The following is a 14,673-nucleotide window of genomic DNA, read 5'->3' on the forward strand; positions in this document are numbered from 1 at the left end:
TCATCTTTCCTTAGAGCGATTCTTGATAGCTCTAAGATATATCTTAATTACCATTCTGCAAGGGGCTATCTGCATCCTGGCAGCCAATCGGCGCGCGCGAGGATGTCGCCGGGCCGACCGCGCAGCACTCGGTTCGTCGATTCTGAACAACGTCATGACTTGACTTGATTTCAAATGAAACTAGGAGCGCGCGTCGCTGAGACCGCCGAGGATGCGGCCGCACATCGCCGACCCGATAACCCCGCGAGCGTAGCGCCGCGGCAGGCGGGCGGATACGGAGTTTTTCGTTGAAAGATCAGTTGGCTCGCACACGGGCGGTTCATCGGGGTTTCATGTAGCGTCCTCTAAGCGCCGCGCCTCTCGCACCGGACCAGCAAGCGAGATTGTGGGGATGAAATCATGTCGGGAACAACTTCCTCGACGCGAGGGCGTGCAGCCGTCGCAGCGAAGGGTGGTCTAATGCCGAAAGCGTCGGCGCGCGAAGAGCAGTGGCGCCGCCTCTATCTGGGCGTGCGCGGCAAGTTCCTGCTGGCGCTGCTGATCGCGATCCTGTGGACCGCGCTGAGCGTCTGGCTGTCGCAGCGCTGGGTGATCGACCTCGCGGCGGTCACCAACTGGCCGTTCGCGCTCGTGTCGATCATCTTCATCGCCTATGTGCCGGGCTTCATGAACGCCTTTTTGATCGCGACGCTGTCGCTCGATCGCAGGCCGTCCGCCCGGATGCCCGCGAAGGCGCAGCCGGGCGTCACCGTCCTCGTCGCGGCCTATAACGAGGCGAGCGCCATCCGTGACACGCTGACCAGCCTCGCGCGCCAGGATTATCGCGGGCCGCTCGAGGTTCTGGTCCTCAACGACGGATCGTCCGACACGACCGCGACCATCGTTCGCGAACTGCTGGCCTCGCTCGCGCTGCCGGCGGGCGCCACCTTCACCCTCCATGATTTCGCGGTCAACCGCGGCAAGTCGGCGGTGCTCAACGACGGCTTGCGCGCCGCGGCGCACGGGCTGATCGTGACCATCGACGGCGATTGCTGGATGCGCACCAACGCGCTGACCCAGATCGTCAGCCGCTATCTGTCCGACCCGGACAATACGGTCGCGGTGGCGGGCGCGGTGATGGTCCGCAATTCGCGGACCAACCTGCTGACCCGCGCGCAGGAGTGGGATTATTTCCACGGCATCGCGTCGGTGAAGCGGATGCAGGGCATGTATCACGGCACGCTTGTCGCGCAGGGCGCCTTCTCGCTCTATCGCCGCGATGCGCTCGAGGAGGTCGGCGGCTGGCCCGAATGCGTCGGCGAGGATATCGTCGTGTCATGGGCGCTGCTCGAGCGCGACTATCGCATCGGCTATGCCGACAATGCGCTCGCCTTCACCAACGTGCCCGAAGGGTTCCGCCAGTTCGCGCTGCAGCGCAAGCGATGGTCGCGCGGGCTGATGGAGGCGTTCAAGGCGCATTGGCGCCTGCTGTTCAAGCGGCGCATGACGACGCTGTTCATCTGGTGGAACGTGTGCTTCCTGCCGCTCGACCTCGTCTACAGCTTCGTCTTCATTCCGGGGCTGATCCTCGCCCTGTTCGGCTATTTCTACATTGCCGGGCCGCTGACGCTCGCGGTGCTGCCGCTCGCGGCGCTCTGGAACATCGTCATCTTTCGCATCCAGCGCGGCGTCTTTGAGGGCGAGGATCTGAAGGTGCGGCGGAATCCGATGGGATTCCTCTTTTACGCTTTGGCATACAGCCTGCTGATGCAGCCGGTGTGCGTGTGGGGCTATGTCGTCGAAATCATCGGGATGAAGAAGAAATGGGACACCAAGTGAAACGCGCATCGATCATCGCCGCAACCGGGCTGATCGCCTTGACCAGCCTGCCCGCGGCCGCGCAGGACAGCGCCGCCGCGCCCGCCGAAGCCGAAACGCCGGTGCGGCACGCGGTCGGCCTCGACCTTTTCGCCTCGACCGACGCCGACAACACCGATGTCTATCGCGCCGGGCTCAACCTCGACCTTCGCTATCGCGACCAGCAGGACTATCTGGGCGTGCGCGTCGAAAAGGCCTGGTACCGCCCGCTCGGCCAGAAGACGGTGGGCAAGGAGCGTGTCTTCCTGCGCTACGCCGATACCGGCGGGCATTGGGCGTGGAACGCGCAGGTCGGCACCGACGGCGACACGGTGATCGGGTCGGCCTCGATCCATGACGATGCCGCCTTCCGGAAGGAATTCTTCATCGAGCGCGACGTGGTCGAAACCCCGCGCGGCGTGAACGAGGGCATCTATTACACCTTCGCCGGCGCGGCGCTCGACCTGCCGGTCGACGATCGCAACAGCTTCACGGTCGTCGCGGGGGCGCAGGAATTCACGGGCAAGAATGTCCGCCTGCACGCGCGCGCCAATTATGTGCATGTGGTGAAGCCCGAATGGGGCCTCAGCGCGCAGCTTCGCACCCGCTATTTCCACAGCACCGAGCCCGGCGAATATGATTATTACTCGCCGCGCTGGTACGCGCAGATCCTGCCGGTGCTGCAGATGCGGCGCTACAGCGGGGGCTGGCGCTACATGGTCGCGGGCGGGGTCGGCGTGCAGCGCGATTCGGCCAGCGACTGGCGCGCTTCCTATTATGCCGCCGCCGAGGTGACGAGCCCCGAGGTCGGCCGCAACTGGTTTCTGAAGGCGAGCGTGCAGTACAACAACATCCCGCAGAACAGCGGCGCCTATGACTATGGGCAGGCGACGGTCGGGCTGACCCGCGTCTTCTGAAGGCGGAACGGCGCCGGCGAGACGCGCCTTGCGCCTTGACTTCGCGCCGCCTGCCGCTATGAGGCGCCCCGTGTCGCCGTGGCCCCGGTCCCGGCGATTCCGTCCGAGACAGTTGGTGAAGGGGATTTGCCCTTCTTAATTTCCAGCCGAGACGGGGAACAGTCTTTATCGGTCGCCCGCCCCAAACGGCGTCGCGGCTTGACCGGCCCCATCGGACATCGTTGCGCATGGACAGGCGGGATTCGTCCCATGTCTGCCCGTGCGTGTGTTAGCCGCCCGGCGGCGTGCGCTCGCGCATGCATCCGGGCAAGAGTGGAGAAACAGGCATGGATCGTGCTGAAAAGGCCGAAGCCGTATCCGCGCTGAACGCTACGCTGTCGAACGCCGCCTCGGTTGTGATTGTTCGCAACCTGGGCCTCACCGTCGCCCAGTCGACGGTGCTTCGCCAGCAGATGCGCGACGCCGGCGCGAGCTTCAAGGTCGCGAAGAACCGCCTGGCCAAGATCGCGCTCGACGGCACGCCCTACACCGGGATCAGCGACCTGCTGACCGGCCCCACGGCAATCGCAGCTTCCACCGACGCGGTGGCGGCGGCGAAGGTCGCGGTGGAATTTGCCAAGACCAACGACAAACTCGAGATCGTCGGTGGCGGCATGGGGGACGTGATCCTCGACGTGGAAGGCGTGAAGGCGCTTGCGGCGCTGCCGTCGCTCGACGAACTGCGCGGCAAGCTCGTTGGCCTGCTCCAGGCTCCGGCCACCAAGGTTGCCCAGATCGCGGCAGCCCCGGCTGGTCAGCTGGCGCGGGTCTTTGGCGCCTATGGCGCCAAGGAAGCGGCATAAATGTGCGTCACCCCAGCGAAAGCTGGGGTCTGTGTGAAGTCCGAACGATGCCAGCTTTCGCTGGCATGACGATTTGAAATCTGATGGAGAATGAAAATGGCTGATCTTGCTAAGATCGTTGACGACCTGTCGGCGCTGACCGTTCTGGAAGCCGCCGAGCTTTCGAAGCTGCTCGAAGAAAAGTGGGGCGTTTCGGCCGCCGCTGCCGTGGCGGTTGCCGCTCCGGGTGGCGCGGGCGCCGCTGCTCCCGCCGCTGAAGAGAAGGACGAGTTCGACGTCATCCTGACGGGCGACGGTGGTCAGAAGATCAACGTCATCAAGGAAGTCCGCGCGATCACCGGCCTGGGTCTTGGCGAAGCCAAGGCGCTCGTCGAAGGCGCGCCGAAGGCCGTCAAGGAAGGCGTGAACAAGGCCGAAGCCGAAGAGCTGAAGAAGAAGCTCGAAGCCGCCGGCGCGACCGTCGAACTGAAGTAATTCGGTTCGCGGACGGGAGCCGGCTCGCCGGCTCCGTTCCGACGAAAAGAAAAGGGCGGTGCCGCGAGGCGCCGCCCTTTTTTCATGCCAACGGGAAGGGGATCAGGGGCGATTCCAGCCCGGGCGAAGCGTGTTGGCACGGCCTCGGCCGGCCTCGGGGCGACGCACTTCCTGCTCGGCGGACGCAGGCTCGACACGGTGCGAGATTTCCCACGCGGTCGCGGGCTTGCGGCGCAGGTCCTTCTGCCCGGCCAGCGTGTCCTCATAGGCCTGGCGTTCCTGCTGATCGAGGAAGCGCGCGCGTTTCAGCCGCTTGGCGAGGGTGGCGAACGGATTGTCGGGCGTCGGCCCGGCGAGCGCCATCGCCTCGTGGCGGCCCATGCTGCCGTGCGGTGCCGCGGCAAAGGCAGGGGTGGAGCGCGGCTCGTCGACCGGCGCGGCGGGCGCGATCGGCTCGGGTTCGGCGGCGGGCGGGCTATAGGGCACCGCTTCCGCTGCCGCCATTTCCTCATAGCTCATGCCTTCATCGGCCGTCTCTTCCGCGCTGCGACGGCGGCGGGCAAAGGCGAGACCCGCGCCGCCGACGATCAGCAGCGCCGCGGCACCCCCCGCCAGCTCCCAGGGAAAGCCGTCGCCAGCCGGGGCGGCGGTTTCGGCCGGCGCCGGCGCGGTTTCGGCGATCGGTTCGGGCAGGGTCGTCATGGGCGCGGTGATCGGTCCGGCTTCGGTTCCAGACACGGCATCGGCCGACGCCTCGGCAGGAGCGGGCGCCGCCGCTTTCGGCGCGGCGACGGGGGCCCGTTCGGCGCTGCGCTGGCGCGGTGCGGGGCGTTCGGCGCGCTCGGGCGCCGCAGAGTTCGCGGGCGCTTCGGCTTTGGGCGCGGGCTCGGCGGGAACAGGCGGCAGGTCGAGCGGCACGCGGATGACGGGCTTGGGCGCCGGCGCCGGTGCGGTCTGCTGCGCCGGGGCGGGCGCCGTCGGTCCGGGAGTGGGCGCCGGCGCCGGGGTCGCGACCGGCGGCGGCGTGCCGACGGGCGAGGTCATCGGGACGGTGGGGGCCTCCTGCGCGAAAGCGGCGGGAGCCGAGAGCGCCAGGAACGCGGCAATCGCGCTCATGGCGGGGCGGGAGAGGGGGATATTCTTCGTCATGGTGAAGGGGAAACGAGCGGCGCGCGCAAAGTGCTGCCGAAAAGCGCCGGTTTTCGCGATGAACGGTGGCCGCGGGGCGGCTGGGCGAAGAATCGGGCCCCCTTCGTCGTGTCTGGGAACCGCTTTTGCGGTCAGCCGAGCGTAGCGGTTTCGCGCTTGTCGAGCGTCGTCGACGCCGCCGCCGAGATCGCCGCGCCGACAAGCGCCATGTCGCGGTCGAGCCGGTCGTCGAGCGCAGGATCGGGCAGCGCGGCAAGCTCCGCGATCAGCGGCATCGACAGCGACAGGCGCAGCGTGCCGGCGGCGCGGCCGTCGGACATCCGGTGGGTGCGCACCGGCTGTCCGAGCCGCACCTCGCGTCCCAGCCAGAGGCGCGAGCGGCGGGCGATATGGCCGTGCATGGTGCGCGCGGCGTCGAAGTCGCAATCGGGCCAGCGCGCGGTGAGATCGAGCGTACGCAGCGTCTCGGTGGCGAGGCAGGAGGTGCCGGTGCCCGGCACCTCGGCGAGCTCGAGTCGCTGCGCGAGGCGGGCGGCGTGGTGGCCGAAGCGCGCGGCGACGGCGCCGACGCGTTCGGCGGGCAGCGCGGCGAAGCGTTCGAGCTCGATCATCGCCGCCTCGAGTCGCAGCAGCAGGCCGAAATTGCCCGATGCGGGTAGCGCGTCGGCGCCCGGCCAGTCGGCGGGCCATTCGGCGCGGTTCGCGATCCGGCGGTAGCCGGCGGGCAGCGGCAGCGCCCGCTCGCGCATCGCGTCGGGGATCAGCGCGAAGCCGCTGAACGGCGGGCCGCCCGCGAATTTCGACCCGGTGAGCAGGACGACGCAGCCGAGCGCGAGATATTGCCGGATCGCCGCGGCGGCGATGCGGAGCTGGCAGGCGTCGACGACGATCGTGACGGCATCGCCGTGCGCCGCGGCGAGCCGCTCGACGTCGGCGAGCGCAGGCAGCGTCAGGCCCGATTTCGACCCGTGCACGACATGCACCACCGCGCGGCGGCCGCGCGCGGCGGCGCGCTCGATATGCAGCGACAGTTCGGCGGCGACGGCCGCCGAGGCGCGCGGCGCTCCCGCCGCGTCGCGGATGGCGATGTCGACGAGCTCGGTTCCCGCGTAGGCGGGATCGATCGCGGCCTGCGCGACGACGCGCGCGCCCGTCGCGGTTTCGCCCGCGAAGAAGCGGCCCGCCGCGCTGTGGACGCAGCCGCTGCCGACCTCGTCGCGCCCGAGCAGGACCGCGGTGACCGGCCGCCCGTCGTGCCGCGCCGCGAGCCCCGCATATTCGAGGTCGGTGCCCGACGCCGCGAACACGATCGCGGTGTCGGTAAGGCCGAAACAGGCGGCGAGCTTGAAGCGCAGGATCGCCAGCCCCTCGGCATAATCCTCGTCGGCGACGGGGCGGTCGAGGCGGGCGCCCCAGCGCGCCGCGAGCGTGTCGAATGCCGGGCGCGAAATGCTGCTGATCGTCGACGAGCCATAGGCGAGCGCGTCCGAGGGCAGCACGCTGGCGTAATATGGGTTGCAGCCGCTCGCGTCGGGCCGGATGCGGGCGTCGCCGCCGCTCACCAGCGCGGATGCGAGCCGGGCGGCATCGCGGGGCCAGGGCGCGGCGCGGCCTTGGTCGGATGCGAACGCGGTGAGCAGCATGCGAGGGCCTTTCCGGAAGAGGAGCCTCGGCCGGGCTAGCGCGCCAAGATGACAGGGATTTGGCGTTTCGGTTTCAGCGCCGTCATCGAACGGTCATGCCCCTGCAACCTGGCTGTGGTCGGATCGCAACATGCAAACGACCGACCTCGTCCCGACCCGGCTGCCCGATCGCCTTCGCGATACGCAGCGGCTTCTGTTCATCGCCAAGCACGCCCGCTGGACCGGGGGCCTGCACCCCGAAGACGGCAATCACGCCCTCTACCACCGCGAGGTGCGCGAGATATTGGAGGGGCTGGGCCTGCGACTGTCGGTGGCGGACAGCTATGCCGTGCTGTTCGACCGACCCGACGCCGACTTCGTCTTTCCGCTGCTCAACCGCGGCGGCTTCTTCAATTCGGAGATGCTGCTGCCGCTGCTCTGCAACCGCGTCGGCCTGTCCTATGTGGGCGCCTCGCCGATCGTGCGCGGGCTGTCGGACGACAAGCATCTGACCAAGCTGGAGGCGGCGGCGCGTGGCGTGCCGACCGCGCCCTGGACGCTGTTCCGCCGCGGCGCGCCGGTCGACGTCGCGCGCTGCCCGCCCGCGCGGCGCTGGGTGATCAAGCCGAACAACAGCTCGGCCTCGTGGGGGATTCGCGACGCGCACGACCGCGGCGAACTGGCGCAGGCGGTGGCCGAGGTCCACGCGCTCGACCATGACGCGATCGTCGAGCCCTTCATCGACGGCAGCGATGTCGAGGTGCCGGTGATCACGGTAGGCGGCGCGCCCGCTATCCTGCCGATGATGATCTTCGAGCAGGCCGACCCCACACACCTTCGAACCTATCAGGAGAAGCGCGACCTCGTCGATCGCAGCGCCAAATACAGCCTGCGGCTGTTCGACGATGGTGAGCTGGCGGCACGGATCATCGCCCATACGCGGCAGATGGTCGAGGTCTTCCGGCCGTTCGACTATGGGCGCTTCGAGTTCCGGGTCGATTTCGCGAGCGGGGAGGTGCGGCTGCTCGAGGTCAATCTGAACTGCAACCTCTGGTCCGAGAAGGTCTTCGGCCGCGCGGCGGTGGCGGCTGGCTTCACGCAGGCCGACCTGATCGAAACGATCGTCGCCGAGAGTATGATCCGGCAGGTGGAGGCCGCCGGCGCGCGGCGCGACGCCGCGTGACCGGGTCGATCCTGATCCTGGCCGGCCGCCGGCCCGGCGCGGTCGACGCGCTCGCCGCGGCGCACGGCGTCGCCGACAAGTGCCTCGTGCCCGTCGCCGGACGGCCGATGATCGCGCATGTCCTCGACAGCGCGGCGGCGAGCGGTGCCGAGCGGATCTTCGTGTCGACGCACCACACCACGCTTCTCGAAGACATCGACGATCGGGTCATCGCCGCGCTGGGCGAGCGGTTGGTCGTCGTTCCCGCCGCCGATAATCTCGCGGACTCGGTGCTCGCGGTCGCCGGCCTCGCGACTTTTCCGCTGCTGATCACCACCGCCGACAATTGCCTGCTCACCCCCGACACGATCGCCGAGATCGGTCGCGAGGCGGTGCGGCTCGGCGCCGGCGCGGGGGTCGCGCTCGCGCGGCGCGAGGATGTGCTCGCGGCCCATCCCGAAGGGCAGCGGCGCTTCTATGAATTTTCGGATGTCGCGGTGTCGAACTGCAACGCCTACTGGATCGGCGACCGCGCCGCGCTGAAGGCCGCCGAGGCGTTCCGCGGCGGCGGCCAGTTCGTCAAGAAGCCGATCCGGGTGATGCAGGCCTTCGGGCTGATCAACCTGCTGCGCTTCCGCTTCGGGCTCGGCCCGATCCACCATATCTTCCGCCGCATCTCGCGCCAGTTGAAGGTCGACGTCGCTCCCTTGGTGGTCAGCGACGGGCAGACGGCGATCGACGTCGACAACGAACGCTCGCTGCGCGTGACCGAGACGCTGATGGCGCGCCGGGCCGCGGTCAGTCCGCGACCCAGTTTCCGTGAAAGCCCGGCGGCACCCGATGCGGCAGATGCACGACGGCTTGCGGCGGTCCGCTGAAATCGTCGGCGTTCAGGATCATGAGGTCGGTGGTCTCGTCGTTCCTGTCGACGACGAGGCCGACCAGCCAGCCGTCATCCTCGGCCCCCGCGGCGGCGCGCGGGACGAAGACGAATTCGCCGGGGTGGCGGCCGGGGCCGAAATCGCGCGTCTCGGTGATCCCGCGTTCGAGGTCGTGGCGGAACAGGCGGGTGTCGGCGATCGCCAGCTCGCCCGGCCCGTCGGGTAGCGCGACGCTGTAGACATAGCGGTAGGGCTGCGTCGTCCGCCGCTCGTCGTAGCGGGGGAACTCCTGGTTGTGATCGTGGATGACGGCGCGCGTCGTCGCGCCCGCGGCGGGATCGATCGTCCAGCGTTCCAGGCGCGAGCGCGGGCTGTCGGGGCCGCGTTTCGATTCCGCGAACATCGTCTCGTGCGCGGCGACATCGACGATCACCTTGCCGTCGGCGGTCTCGAACGCGTTGGCGGGGTGGAAGACATAGCAGGGGGCGACCGGCACCCAGACGATCTCGCTGCCCGCGCCGTTGCGGGGGAGGAGGCCGACGCGCGCCGGGTGCGCCTCGTTCCACGCATAGGGGAAGCGATAGCCGGCGAGCAGCGACTTCATCGAGAAGGTCACGGGCAGGTCGAAGACGAGGACGTAATTCTGCGTGATCGCGCAGTCGTGGATCGACGGGCCGTCGGCGACCGCGACCGCTTCCTCGCGGATCACATGCGCGTTGGTGTCGAGCACGACGTGCCACACCTTGTTGGGCTGCTCGCCCTGATAGGTGATCGCGTGGGTCTCGCCCGTGAAGGGGTCGTGGTGCGGATGCGCGGTGTAAGGCCCCGCGAGCGTGCCGTCGAAGGGGTTGTGCGCGATGGTGTCCAGCGTGTCCGACATCTCGACCGGCTTGCCGCCCGCCTCGACGATCGCGAAGGTACGCCCGGCGAGGCCGACGACATTGGTGTTGGGCGCGTCGAAGCCTTCGGCGCGGGGACCGGGAGGAATCTCCTCGCCGAGCTTCGCGCACGCCTCGGCACCGCGCACCCAGCGGTTGCGATACCAGAGCGCGGCGCCGCCCTCGATGCGGATGCCGTGGACCATGCCGGCGCCCGTGAACCAGTGATAGCTCGCGGGATCGGGGGGGAGAGCCGGGTTGGGTCCGTTGCGGAGGTAGCGGCCGGAGAGCGCCGCGGGAATCTCGCCGTCGACGCGCAGCGCCTCGAGCGTCAGCTCCTCGGTCATCGGCTGATGGATGCCGGTGAGATAGGGATGCGCGTCGGCGGGGCGGGGGAGGCGCTTGCGGTTGAAGTCGGCGACCTTGCCGATGCCTTTGGTCACCGCGCTGCGGATCAGGGTTTCGACGTTGCTGGCCATGACGCTTCTCCTTAAATCCCGGGGAGGGGATGCCTGAAACTTGCTTTTGGCGACTCGCTATGTTTACAGTGGAAACATGATGGCGAACAAAGATAACAGTGTCAACATAAAAGATGCGCCCGCGAAGCCGGCGCGCGCCTATCATCATGGCGACCTGCGCGCGGCGGTGATCGCGGCGGGGCTGGAGCGGCTGGCGAAAGGCGACGCGGGCGAGTTGGGGCTGCGCGCGCTGGCGCGCGACGTCGGGGTCAGCGCGACCGCGCTCTACCGGCATTTCCCGGACAAGGAGGCGCTGCTCGACGCGCTCGCCGAGGAAGGGTTGCGGCGGCTGGGCGCGCTGCAGGCGCAGGCGTGGCTGAAGGCGGGCGGCGGGCGCGCGGGGTTCAAGGCGACGGGCATCGCCTATGTCCGCTTCGCGCATGACGAGCCCGCGCTGTTCCGCCTGAGCTTCACGCGCCAGATGCCCGAGCGCAAGGGCGGCGAGGAGGGTGATGGCGGCGAGGTCGCCTATAATCTGCTGCGCGCCGGGGTGGGCGAGGTGTTCCCGGCGGAATCGGTCGATACCGCTGCGCTCCATGCCTGGGCGCTGGTCCACGGGCTGGCGATGCTGATCCTCGACCGGCGTGTCGACTGGGACGAGGCGATGGTCGCGCGCGTGGTCGGGTTGACCTTCGGCGGAGTGGATTGAGGGGGGCTCGCGTCAGCGGCGCGGCGCCCGTAAGCGAGACGTCGACTTTGAGGTGGGGAACTGCCGTTCAAAATCACGTCATGCTGAACTTGTTTCAGCATCCATGGCCAGACCTCTCGTTCGATGCCGCGTCGAAGCAGACGGCAGGCCATGGACCCTGAAACAAGTTCAGGGTTACGATGGTGAAATGGCTGCTGCCGGCCGTTTGTGAAAAGCATCCGGGGGGCGGGGCCGTTGGGCCGCTCCGCCCCCCGTGTGCCTCGGGGGTAAGTGGATTTTCCCGAATGAGGGCGGGGAACATCAGGGACCAGACCGATGTCCCCCGCCGCTCCATTGAGCGGAACACTCGGGAACACGGAATATCATACAAGCGCCGTGCCAATTCTGCGCCGTCCCTGTTTTCGGCGTGATACGCTGGTTAGCGAATCCTTACCGGCCGGATGGAGTGTCAAGGTTTCCGACACATGGACGGGCCGCGCCGTTCATCGGCCATTCAGTCTATTGACTACATCTGTAATCGAATTGCAGGATCAAGCCGAAGGGAGGGGATCCGCATGGCCGAACGTGCAAGCGAATCCGAAATGCAGGTGTTGAGCGCGCTGTGGGACGATGCGCCGCAGACCGCGGCCGAGCTGACCGCGCGGGTCGGCAAGGCCAACGGCTGGACGCAGGCGACGGTCAAGACGCTGATCGCGCGGCTGGTGCAGAAGGGCGCGGTGACCGCCGAGGCCGACGGGCGCCGCTATCTCTATCGTCCGGCGATCGATCGCGCGGCGGCGATGGGCGAGGAATCGCAGCGCTTCGTCGACCGGCTCTTCGGCGGCCGCGTCAGCCCGATGATCGCGCATCTCGCCGAGCGCGAGGCGCTGACCGACGCCGACATCGCCGAGATCGAGGCGTTGCTGCGGAAGCTCAAGTCATGAGCGCCGCGATACTGATGCAGGCGTGGGGCGATACGATGCTCACCACCGCGCTGCTCGTCGCGGCGGTGCTGCTGATCCGCAAACCCATCGCGCGGCTGTTCGGTCCCGGACTTACCTACGCGCTCTGGGCCATTCCGGCGCTGCGGTTCGTGCTGCCGCCGCTGCCCTTCGCCGATCCCGCGCCGGCGCCGGCGGCCGCGCCGATGCTTCCGGTCGACGGGATGATGACCGAAATGACCGAAGCCGCTCACGCAGTGGTGACTCCGGCGGCGATGCCCCAGACGGCCTGGACCTTCGCCGACGCCTTGCCGCTGCTGTTTCTGCTCTGGCTGGCGGGTGCGCTCGTCGTTCTCGCGCGCGCCGCGCTCGCGCATCGGCGCTTTCAGGTGGAGGTGCTGGCGCGCGGCGCCGAGCTCGATCCGCTCGGTTCGATCCGCCTGGTGATGAGCGATGCGGTCGACGGGCCCGTCGCCTTCGGCCTCGTCCGCCGCTTCGTCGCGGTGCCGCGCGATTTCTTCGCGCGCTACGCGCCCGAGGAACGCGCGCTGGCGATCGACCATGAGCTGGCGCACCATCGCCACGGCGACCTCTGGGCCAATGCGGCGGCGCTGCTGCTGCTCGCGAGCCAATGGTTCAATCCGCTCGCCTGGCGCGCGATCCGCGCCTTCCGCTTCGACCAGGAGGCCGCGTGCGACGTGCGCGTGCTCGTGATGGCGGGCGAGGAAGGGCGCGGCCCGCGCACCGCGAGCTATGCAACCGCCATTGCCAAGGCGGCGGTCGGCTCGCGTCTCGCGCTCGCGGCGCCGATGGCTTCGCGCGACACTTTGCAGGAGAGACTGACGATGCTGATGATGCAAAAGGATATTTCGCGCCGGCGCAGTCTCGCCGGACGGCTCCTCGTCGGCGGCGCGGCGATGGCGGCGCTCGCGGCGACCGCGACGCTGGTCCCCGCGGCGACAGCGCAGGCGAGCGCGCAGGCCGAGGATTTGCCGGTCCCGCCGGGGCCTCCCGCGCCTCCCGCGGTGGACCTGCCGCCGCCTCCCGCGCCGCCGGCTCCGCCCGAAGCGGTCGAGGGCGCGCATCGGGTGATGATCTTCACCAGCGAGGATGACGGCGAAGGCGGCAAGGCCGACGGCCGGCGCCGCGAGGTCACCCGCGTCGTGGTCCGCGAGGACGGAAAGGGCGAGGCCGCCGAGGGTGGGGCGCCCACCGCGCGCCGTTTCGAACTCCGGATGCCGGGCGGGCTGTCGCGTGAGGATATTCTGGCGACGCTCGCCGAACAGGGCATCACCGGCGACCGCGCCGCGGCGATCGCCGACAAGCTCGAGGCGAAGCGCCGCGAGCGTTTCAGCGCCGCGATGCCGCCGATGCCTCCCGTGCCGCCCATGCCGCCGGCGCCTCCGGGGGTCTGGACCGTCGCCGACGCCCAGGCGGTGATCCGCGCCGGTTGCGGCAAGGACGGCAAAGGGAAGATGCAGATGCCGATCGTCGATCGCGACGAGAAGGGCGGCCAGACGCATCGCCGCGTGATGGTGCTCCACTGCGGCGATGGCGGCGATCCGTCGAGCCAGCTTTCGGCGCTCCGCAAGGCGCGCGACCGCATCGCGAAGGGCGAGGCGTCGACCCATATGTCGGCGGAGACGCGCGCGAAGGTGGTCGCCGACATGGACCGCGCGATCGCCGACCTCGAGCGCAAGACGAAATAGGCCGCGGCCGCCATTCGGCTTCGACGCCGGTCCAACGTCCCCGGTAGGGGCCGGCGGCAGGGGCGGGGAAAGGGAGCGGCGCTTCGCCGCTCCCTTTTCTCGTGGAAAGCGGAAAGCCGGTGGTCCCCTTTCATCCTACCTTCCTCTTTACCCGCAAGCTGGTCGCGGCCGAGGCGCTGAAGACCGCCGCGGCGTATGGGGTCGAGGTCGCGTGGCTCAACGAACAGCTGATCTGGGCGCAGGCGATCGCGACCGAGGTGTTCATCTATATTCCCTATCGGTTCAGCGTCCGGCCCAAATAAAAGGGCCCACCGGAACGGCCGGTGAGCCCTTTGGTCCTTGGAGATAGGCGGGCCGGTGCGACTGCGCCTGGAAGGCGGCCGGCCCGGGGCCAGAGCCTGATGACATGGCTTTGATCCACCGTGACGGAGCCGAATTTGGCCCAGTGCGAGGCGCGAGGAGGGAGCGATGCCGAGGCATCGTGACCGACGAGCAACGCGGCAATGGGCCAAAAGCGGCCCGCCCCGCAGGGGTCGCCCTGTGAAGGACGCCGGACGTCGTCGCGGGTCTTGCGCGGGCCACCGGCCCGCGCTGCGCCCCGCTCCTCGCCGGCGTCCTTCACAGGGCGATCACGATGGGTCAAAGCCATGTCATCAGGCTCTAGGGTGCGAGGATCGCGACCGTGATATAGAGCAGCAGCGGCAGGCCGAAGCCCAGCAAGGTCAGCGCCACAAAGGCGACGCGCGTCCACAAGACGTCGAAGCCGAAGTGGTCGGCCATGCCGGCGCAGACGCCGAAGACCATGCCATCGCGACGATTCTTGCGAAAACCCTGTTTCATTTCTTTCCTTTCCGTCCCGGCGCGAGGGCCGGCATCATGGGGTGGGCGAACCGGCCGCTGGTCAGATGACCAGGCGGCCGAGTTCGGCACCGTTCGGGCCGACAGCGGCCAGGAACATCAGCGAGCAGTAGAGCGAGGCGACCGCGGCGATCGCGTAGCTCTTGAGCGATTCGGTGTTGAAGTGGGCCATGATGAAATCCTTTCGTTCCTCCCATCCGGACCATCCGGTGGATGCCGACACTATTGCAGGAGGCGTGCCAATTTCATTCATGGACG

Annotated in this window: 15 protein-coding genes; 10 read left to right on the plus strand and 5 right to left on the minus strand. The window is 68.6% G+C overall.

Annotation, left to right across the window (positions count from 1 at the left end; all coding sequences use genetic code 11):
- Positions 1 to 459: 459 nt before the first annotated feature.
- The 4 genes from ACOTSS_RS05405 to rplL all read left to right on the plus strand — a co-directional run bounded on the left by ACOTSS_RS05405 (position 460) and on the right by rplL (position 4,069).
- Positions 460 to 1,818 (plus strand): glycosyltransferase, encoded by a 1,359-nt coding sequence (locus ACOTSS_RS05405; protein WP_448690500.1) that lies wholly within the window; start codon positions 460 to 462, stop codon positions 1,816 to 1,818.
- Entirely contained in the window at positions 1,815 to 2,753 is a 939-nt protein-coding gene (locus ACOTSS_RS05410) for a hypothetical protein (RefSeq protein ID WP_448690501.1), read from the plus strand. The genes ACOTSS_RS05405 and ACOTSS_RS05410 overlap by 4 nt, the downstream gene beginning before the upstream one ends.
- A gap of 326 nt (positions 2,754 to 3,079) precedes the next feature.
- On the plus strand, positions 3,080 to 3,595 hold the full coding sequence (gene rplJ / locus ACOTSS_RS05415) for a 50S ribosomal protein L10 (RefSeq protein WP_448690502.1): 516 nt from the start codon (positions 3,080 to 3,082) through the stop codon (positions 3,593 to 3,595).
- 96 nt (positions 3,596 to 3,691) lie between these two features.
- Positions 3,692 to 4,069, plus strand: coding sequence for a 50S ribosomal protein L7/L12 (gene rplL, locus ACOTSS_RS05420; protein WP_053553858.1), 378 nt, complete (start codon positions 3,692 to 3,694; stop codon positions 4,067 to 4,069).
- 102 nt (positions 4,070 to 4,171) lie between these two features.
- Here the strand turns inward: rplL and ACOTSS_RS05425 are convergent, their stop codons facing one another.
- Together ACOTSS_RS05425 and ACOTSS_RS05430 are read right to left on the minus strand one after the other, a co-directional pair.
- A complete protein-coding gene (locus ACOTSS_RS05425) occupies positions 4,172 to 5,185 on the minus strand; it encodes a hypothetical protein (protein WP_448690503.1) in 1,014 nt (337 codons plus the stop codon).
- Between the two features lie 164 nt (positions 5,186 to 5,349).
- Positions 5,350 to 6,861, minus strand: a complete 1,512-nt coding sequence (locus ACOTSS_RS05430) for a hypothetical protein (protein ID WP_448690504.1) — start codon at positions 6,859 to 6,861, stop codon at positions 5,350 to 5,352.
- A 130-nt stretch (positions 6,862 to 6,991) separates the two neighbouring features.
- Here ACOTSS_RS05430 and ACOTSS_RS05435 point away from each other — a divergent pair, with 130 nt between their 5' ends.
- The gene (locus ACOTSS_RS05435) at positions 6,992 to 8,023 is read left to right on the plus strand and encodes a D-alanine--D-alanine ligase family protein (protein ID WP_448690505.1); all 1,032 of its coding nucleotides are present in this window, start codon (positions 6,992 to 6,994) and stop codon (positions 8,021 to 8,023) included.
- A complete protein-coding gene (locus ACOTSS_RS05440; RefSeq protein ID WP_448690506.1) occupies positions 8,020 to 8,880 on the plus strand; it encodes an NTP transferase domain-containing protein in 861 nt (286 codons plus the stop codon). The genes ACOTSS_RS05435 and ACOTSS_RS05440 overlap by 4 nt, the downstream gene beginning before the upstream one ends.
- Here ACOTSS_RS05440 and ACOTSS_RS05445 read toward each other — a convergent pair.
- On the minus strand, positions 8,801 to 10,240 hold the full coding sequence (locus ACOTSS_RS05445) for an 8'-apo-carotenoid 13,14-cleaving dioxygenase (RefSeq protein WP_448690507.1): 1,440 nt from the start codon (positions 10,238 to 10,240) through the stop codon (positions 8,801 to 8,803). The two genes, ACOTSS_RS05440 and ACOTSS_RS05445, sit on opposite strands and share 80 nt — an antisense overlap.
- A 79-nt stretch (positions 10,241 to 10,319) precedes the next feature.
- Here ACOTSS_RS05445 and ACOTSS_RS05450 point away from each other — a divergent pair, with 79 nt between their 5' ends.
- The 4 genes from ACOTSS_RS05450 (at position 10,320) to ACOTSS_RS05465 (ending at position 13,859) form a co-directional block, all read left to right on the plus strand.
- Entirely contained in the window at positions 10,320 to 10,928 is a 609-nt protein-coding gene (locus ACOTSS_RS05450) for a TetR/AcrR family transcriptional regulator (protein WP_448690508.1), read from the plus strand.
- A 554-nt stretch (positions 10,929 to 11,482) separates the two neighbouring features.
- Positions 11,483 to 11,851 carry a BlaI/MecI/CopY family transcriptional regulator gene (locus ACOTSS_RS05455; RefSeq protein WP_448690509.1) on the plus strand — a complete coding sequence of 123 codons (369 nt, stop codon included), beginning with the start codon at positions 11,483 to 11,485 and terminating at the stop codon, positions 11,849 to 11,851.
- Entirely contained in the window at positions 11,848 to 13,557 is a 1,710-nt protein-coding gene (locus ACOTSS_RS05460) for a M56 family metallopeptidase (protein WP_448690510.1), read from the plus strand. Before ACOTSS_RS05455 ends, ACOTSS_RS05460 begins: the two co-directional genes overlap by 4 nt.
- 119 nt (positions 13,558 to 13,676) lie before the next feature.
- Positions 13,677 to 13,859, plus strand: coding sequence for a hypothetical protein (locus tag ACOTSS_RS05465; RefSeq protein WP_448690511.1), 183 nt, complete (start codon positions 13,677 to 13,679; stop codon positions 13,857 to 13,859).
- A gap of 358 nt (positions 13,860 to 14,217) precedes the next feature.
- Here ACOTSS_RS05465 and ACOTSS_RS05470 read toward each other — a convergent pair whose 3' ends face one another.
- Both ACOTSS_RS05470 and ACOTSS_RS05475 read right to left on the minus strand, forming a co-directional pair.
- Positions 14,218 to 14,397 carry a PspC domain-containing protein gene (locus tag ACOTSS_RS05470; RefSeq protein ID WP_095383448.1) on the minus strand — a complete coding sequence of 60 codons (180 nt, stop codon included), beginning with the start codon at positions 14,395 to 14,397 and terminating at the stop codon, positions 14,218 to 14,220.
- Positions 14,398 to 14,458: 61 nt separating this feature from the next.
- The gene (locus ACOTSS_RS05475) at positions 14,459 to 14,587 is read right to left on the minus strand and encodes a hypothetical protein (protein ID WP_448690512.1); all 129 of its coding nucleotides are present in this window, start codon (positions 14,585 to 14,587) and stop codon (positions 14,459 to 14,461) included.
- Positions 14,588 to 14,673 lie beyond the last annotated feature (86 nt).

Source organism: Sphingopyxis sp. NJF-3 (genome assembly GCF_053514865.1).

Excerpts from the sequence above, each read along its gene's own strand:
- ACOTSS_RS05445 (WP_448690507.1), bottom strand. The coding sequence starts at position 10,240 with ATGGCCAGCAACGTCGAAACCCTGATCCGCAGCGCGGTGACCAAAGGC.
- ACOTSS_RS05425 (WP_448690503.1), bottom strand. The coding sequence starts at position 5,185 with ATGAGCGCGATTGCCGCGTTCCTGGCGCTCTCGGCTCCCGCCGCTTTC.
- ACOTSS_RS05405 (WP_448690500.1), top strand. The coding sequence starts at position 460 with ATGCCGAAAGCGTCGGCGCGCGAAGAGCAGTGGCGCCGCCTCTATCTG.
- ACOTSS_RS05460 (WP_448690510.1), top strand. The coding sequence starts at position 11,848 with ATGAGCGCCGCGATACTGATGCAGGCGTGGGGCGATACGATGCTCACC.
- ACOTSS_RS05435 (WP_448690505.1), top strand. The coding sequence starts at position 6,992 with ATGCAAACGACCGACCTCGTCCCGACCCGGCTGCCCGATCGCCTTCGC.
- ACOTSS_RS05475 (WP_448690512.1), bottom strand. The coding sequence starts at position 14,587 with ATGGCCCACTTCAACACCGAATCGCTCAAGAGCTACGCGATCGCCGCG.
- rplJ (WP_448690502.1), top strand. The coding sequence starts at position 3,080 with ATGGATCGTGCTGAAAAGGCCGAAGCCGTATCCGCGCTGAACGCTACG.
- ACOTSS_RS05455 (WP_448690509.1), top strand. The coding sequence starts at position 11,483 with ATGGCCGAACGTGCAAGCGAATCCGAAATGCAGGTGTTGAGCGCGCTG.
- ACOTSS_RS05430 (WP_448690504.1), bottom strand. The coding sequence starts at position 6,861 with ATGCTGCTCACCGCGTTCGCATCCGACCAAGGCCGCGCCGCGCCCTGG.
- rplL (WP_053553858.1), top strand. The coding sequence starts at position 3,692 with ATGGCTGATCTTGCTAAGATCGTTGACGACCTGTCGGCGCTGACCGTT.
- ACOTSS_RS05470 (WP_095383448.1), bottom strand. The coding sequence starts at position 14,397 with ATGAAACAGGGTTTTCGCAAGAATCGTCGCGATGGCATGGTCTTCGGC.
- ACOTSS_RS05450 (WP_448690508.1), top strand. The coding sequence starts at position 10,320 with ATGGCGAACAAAGATAACAGTGTCAACATAAAAGATGCGCCCGCGAAG.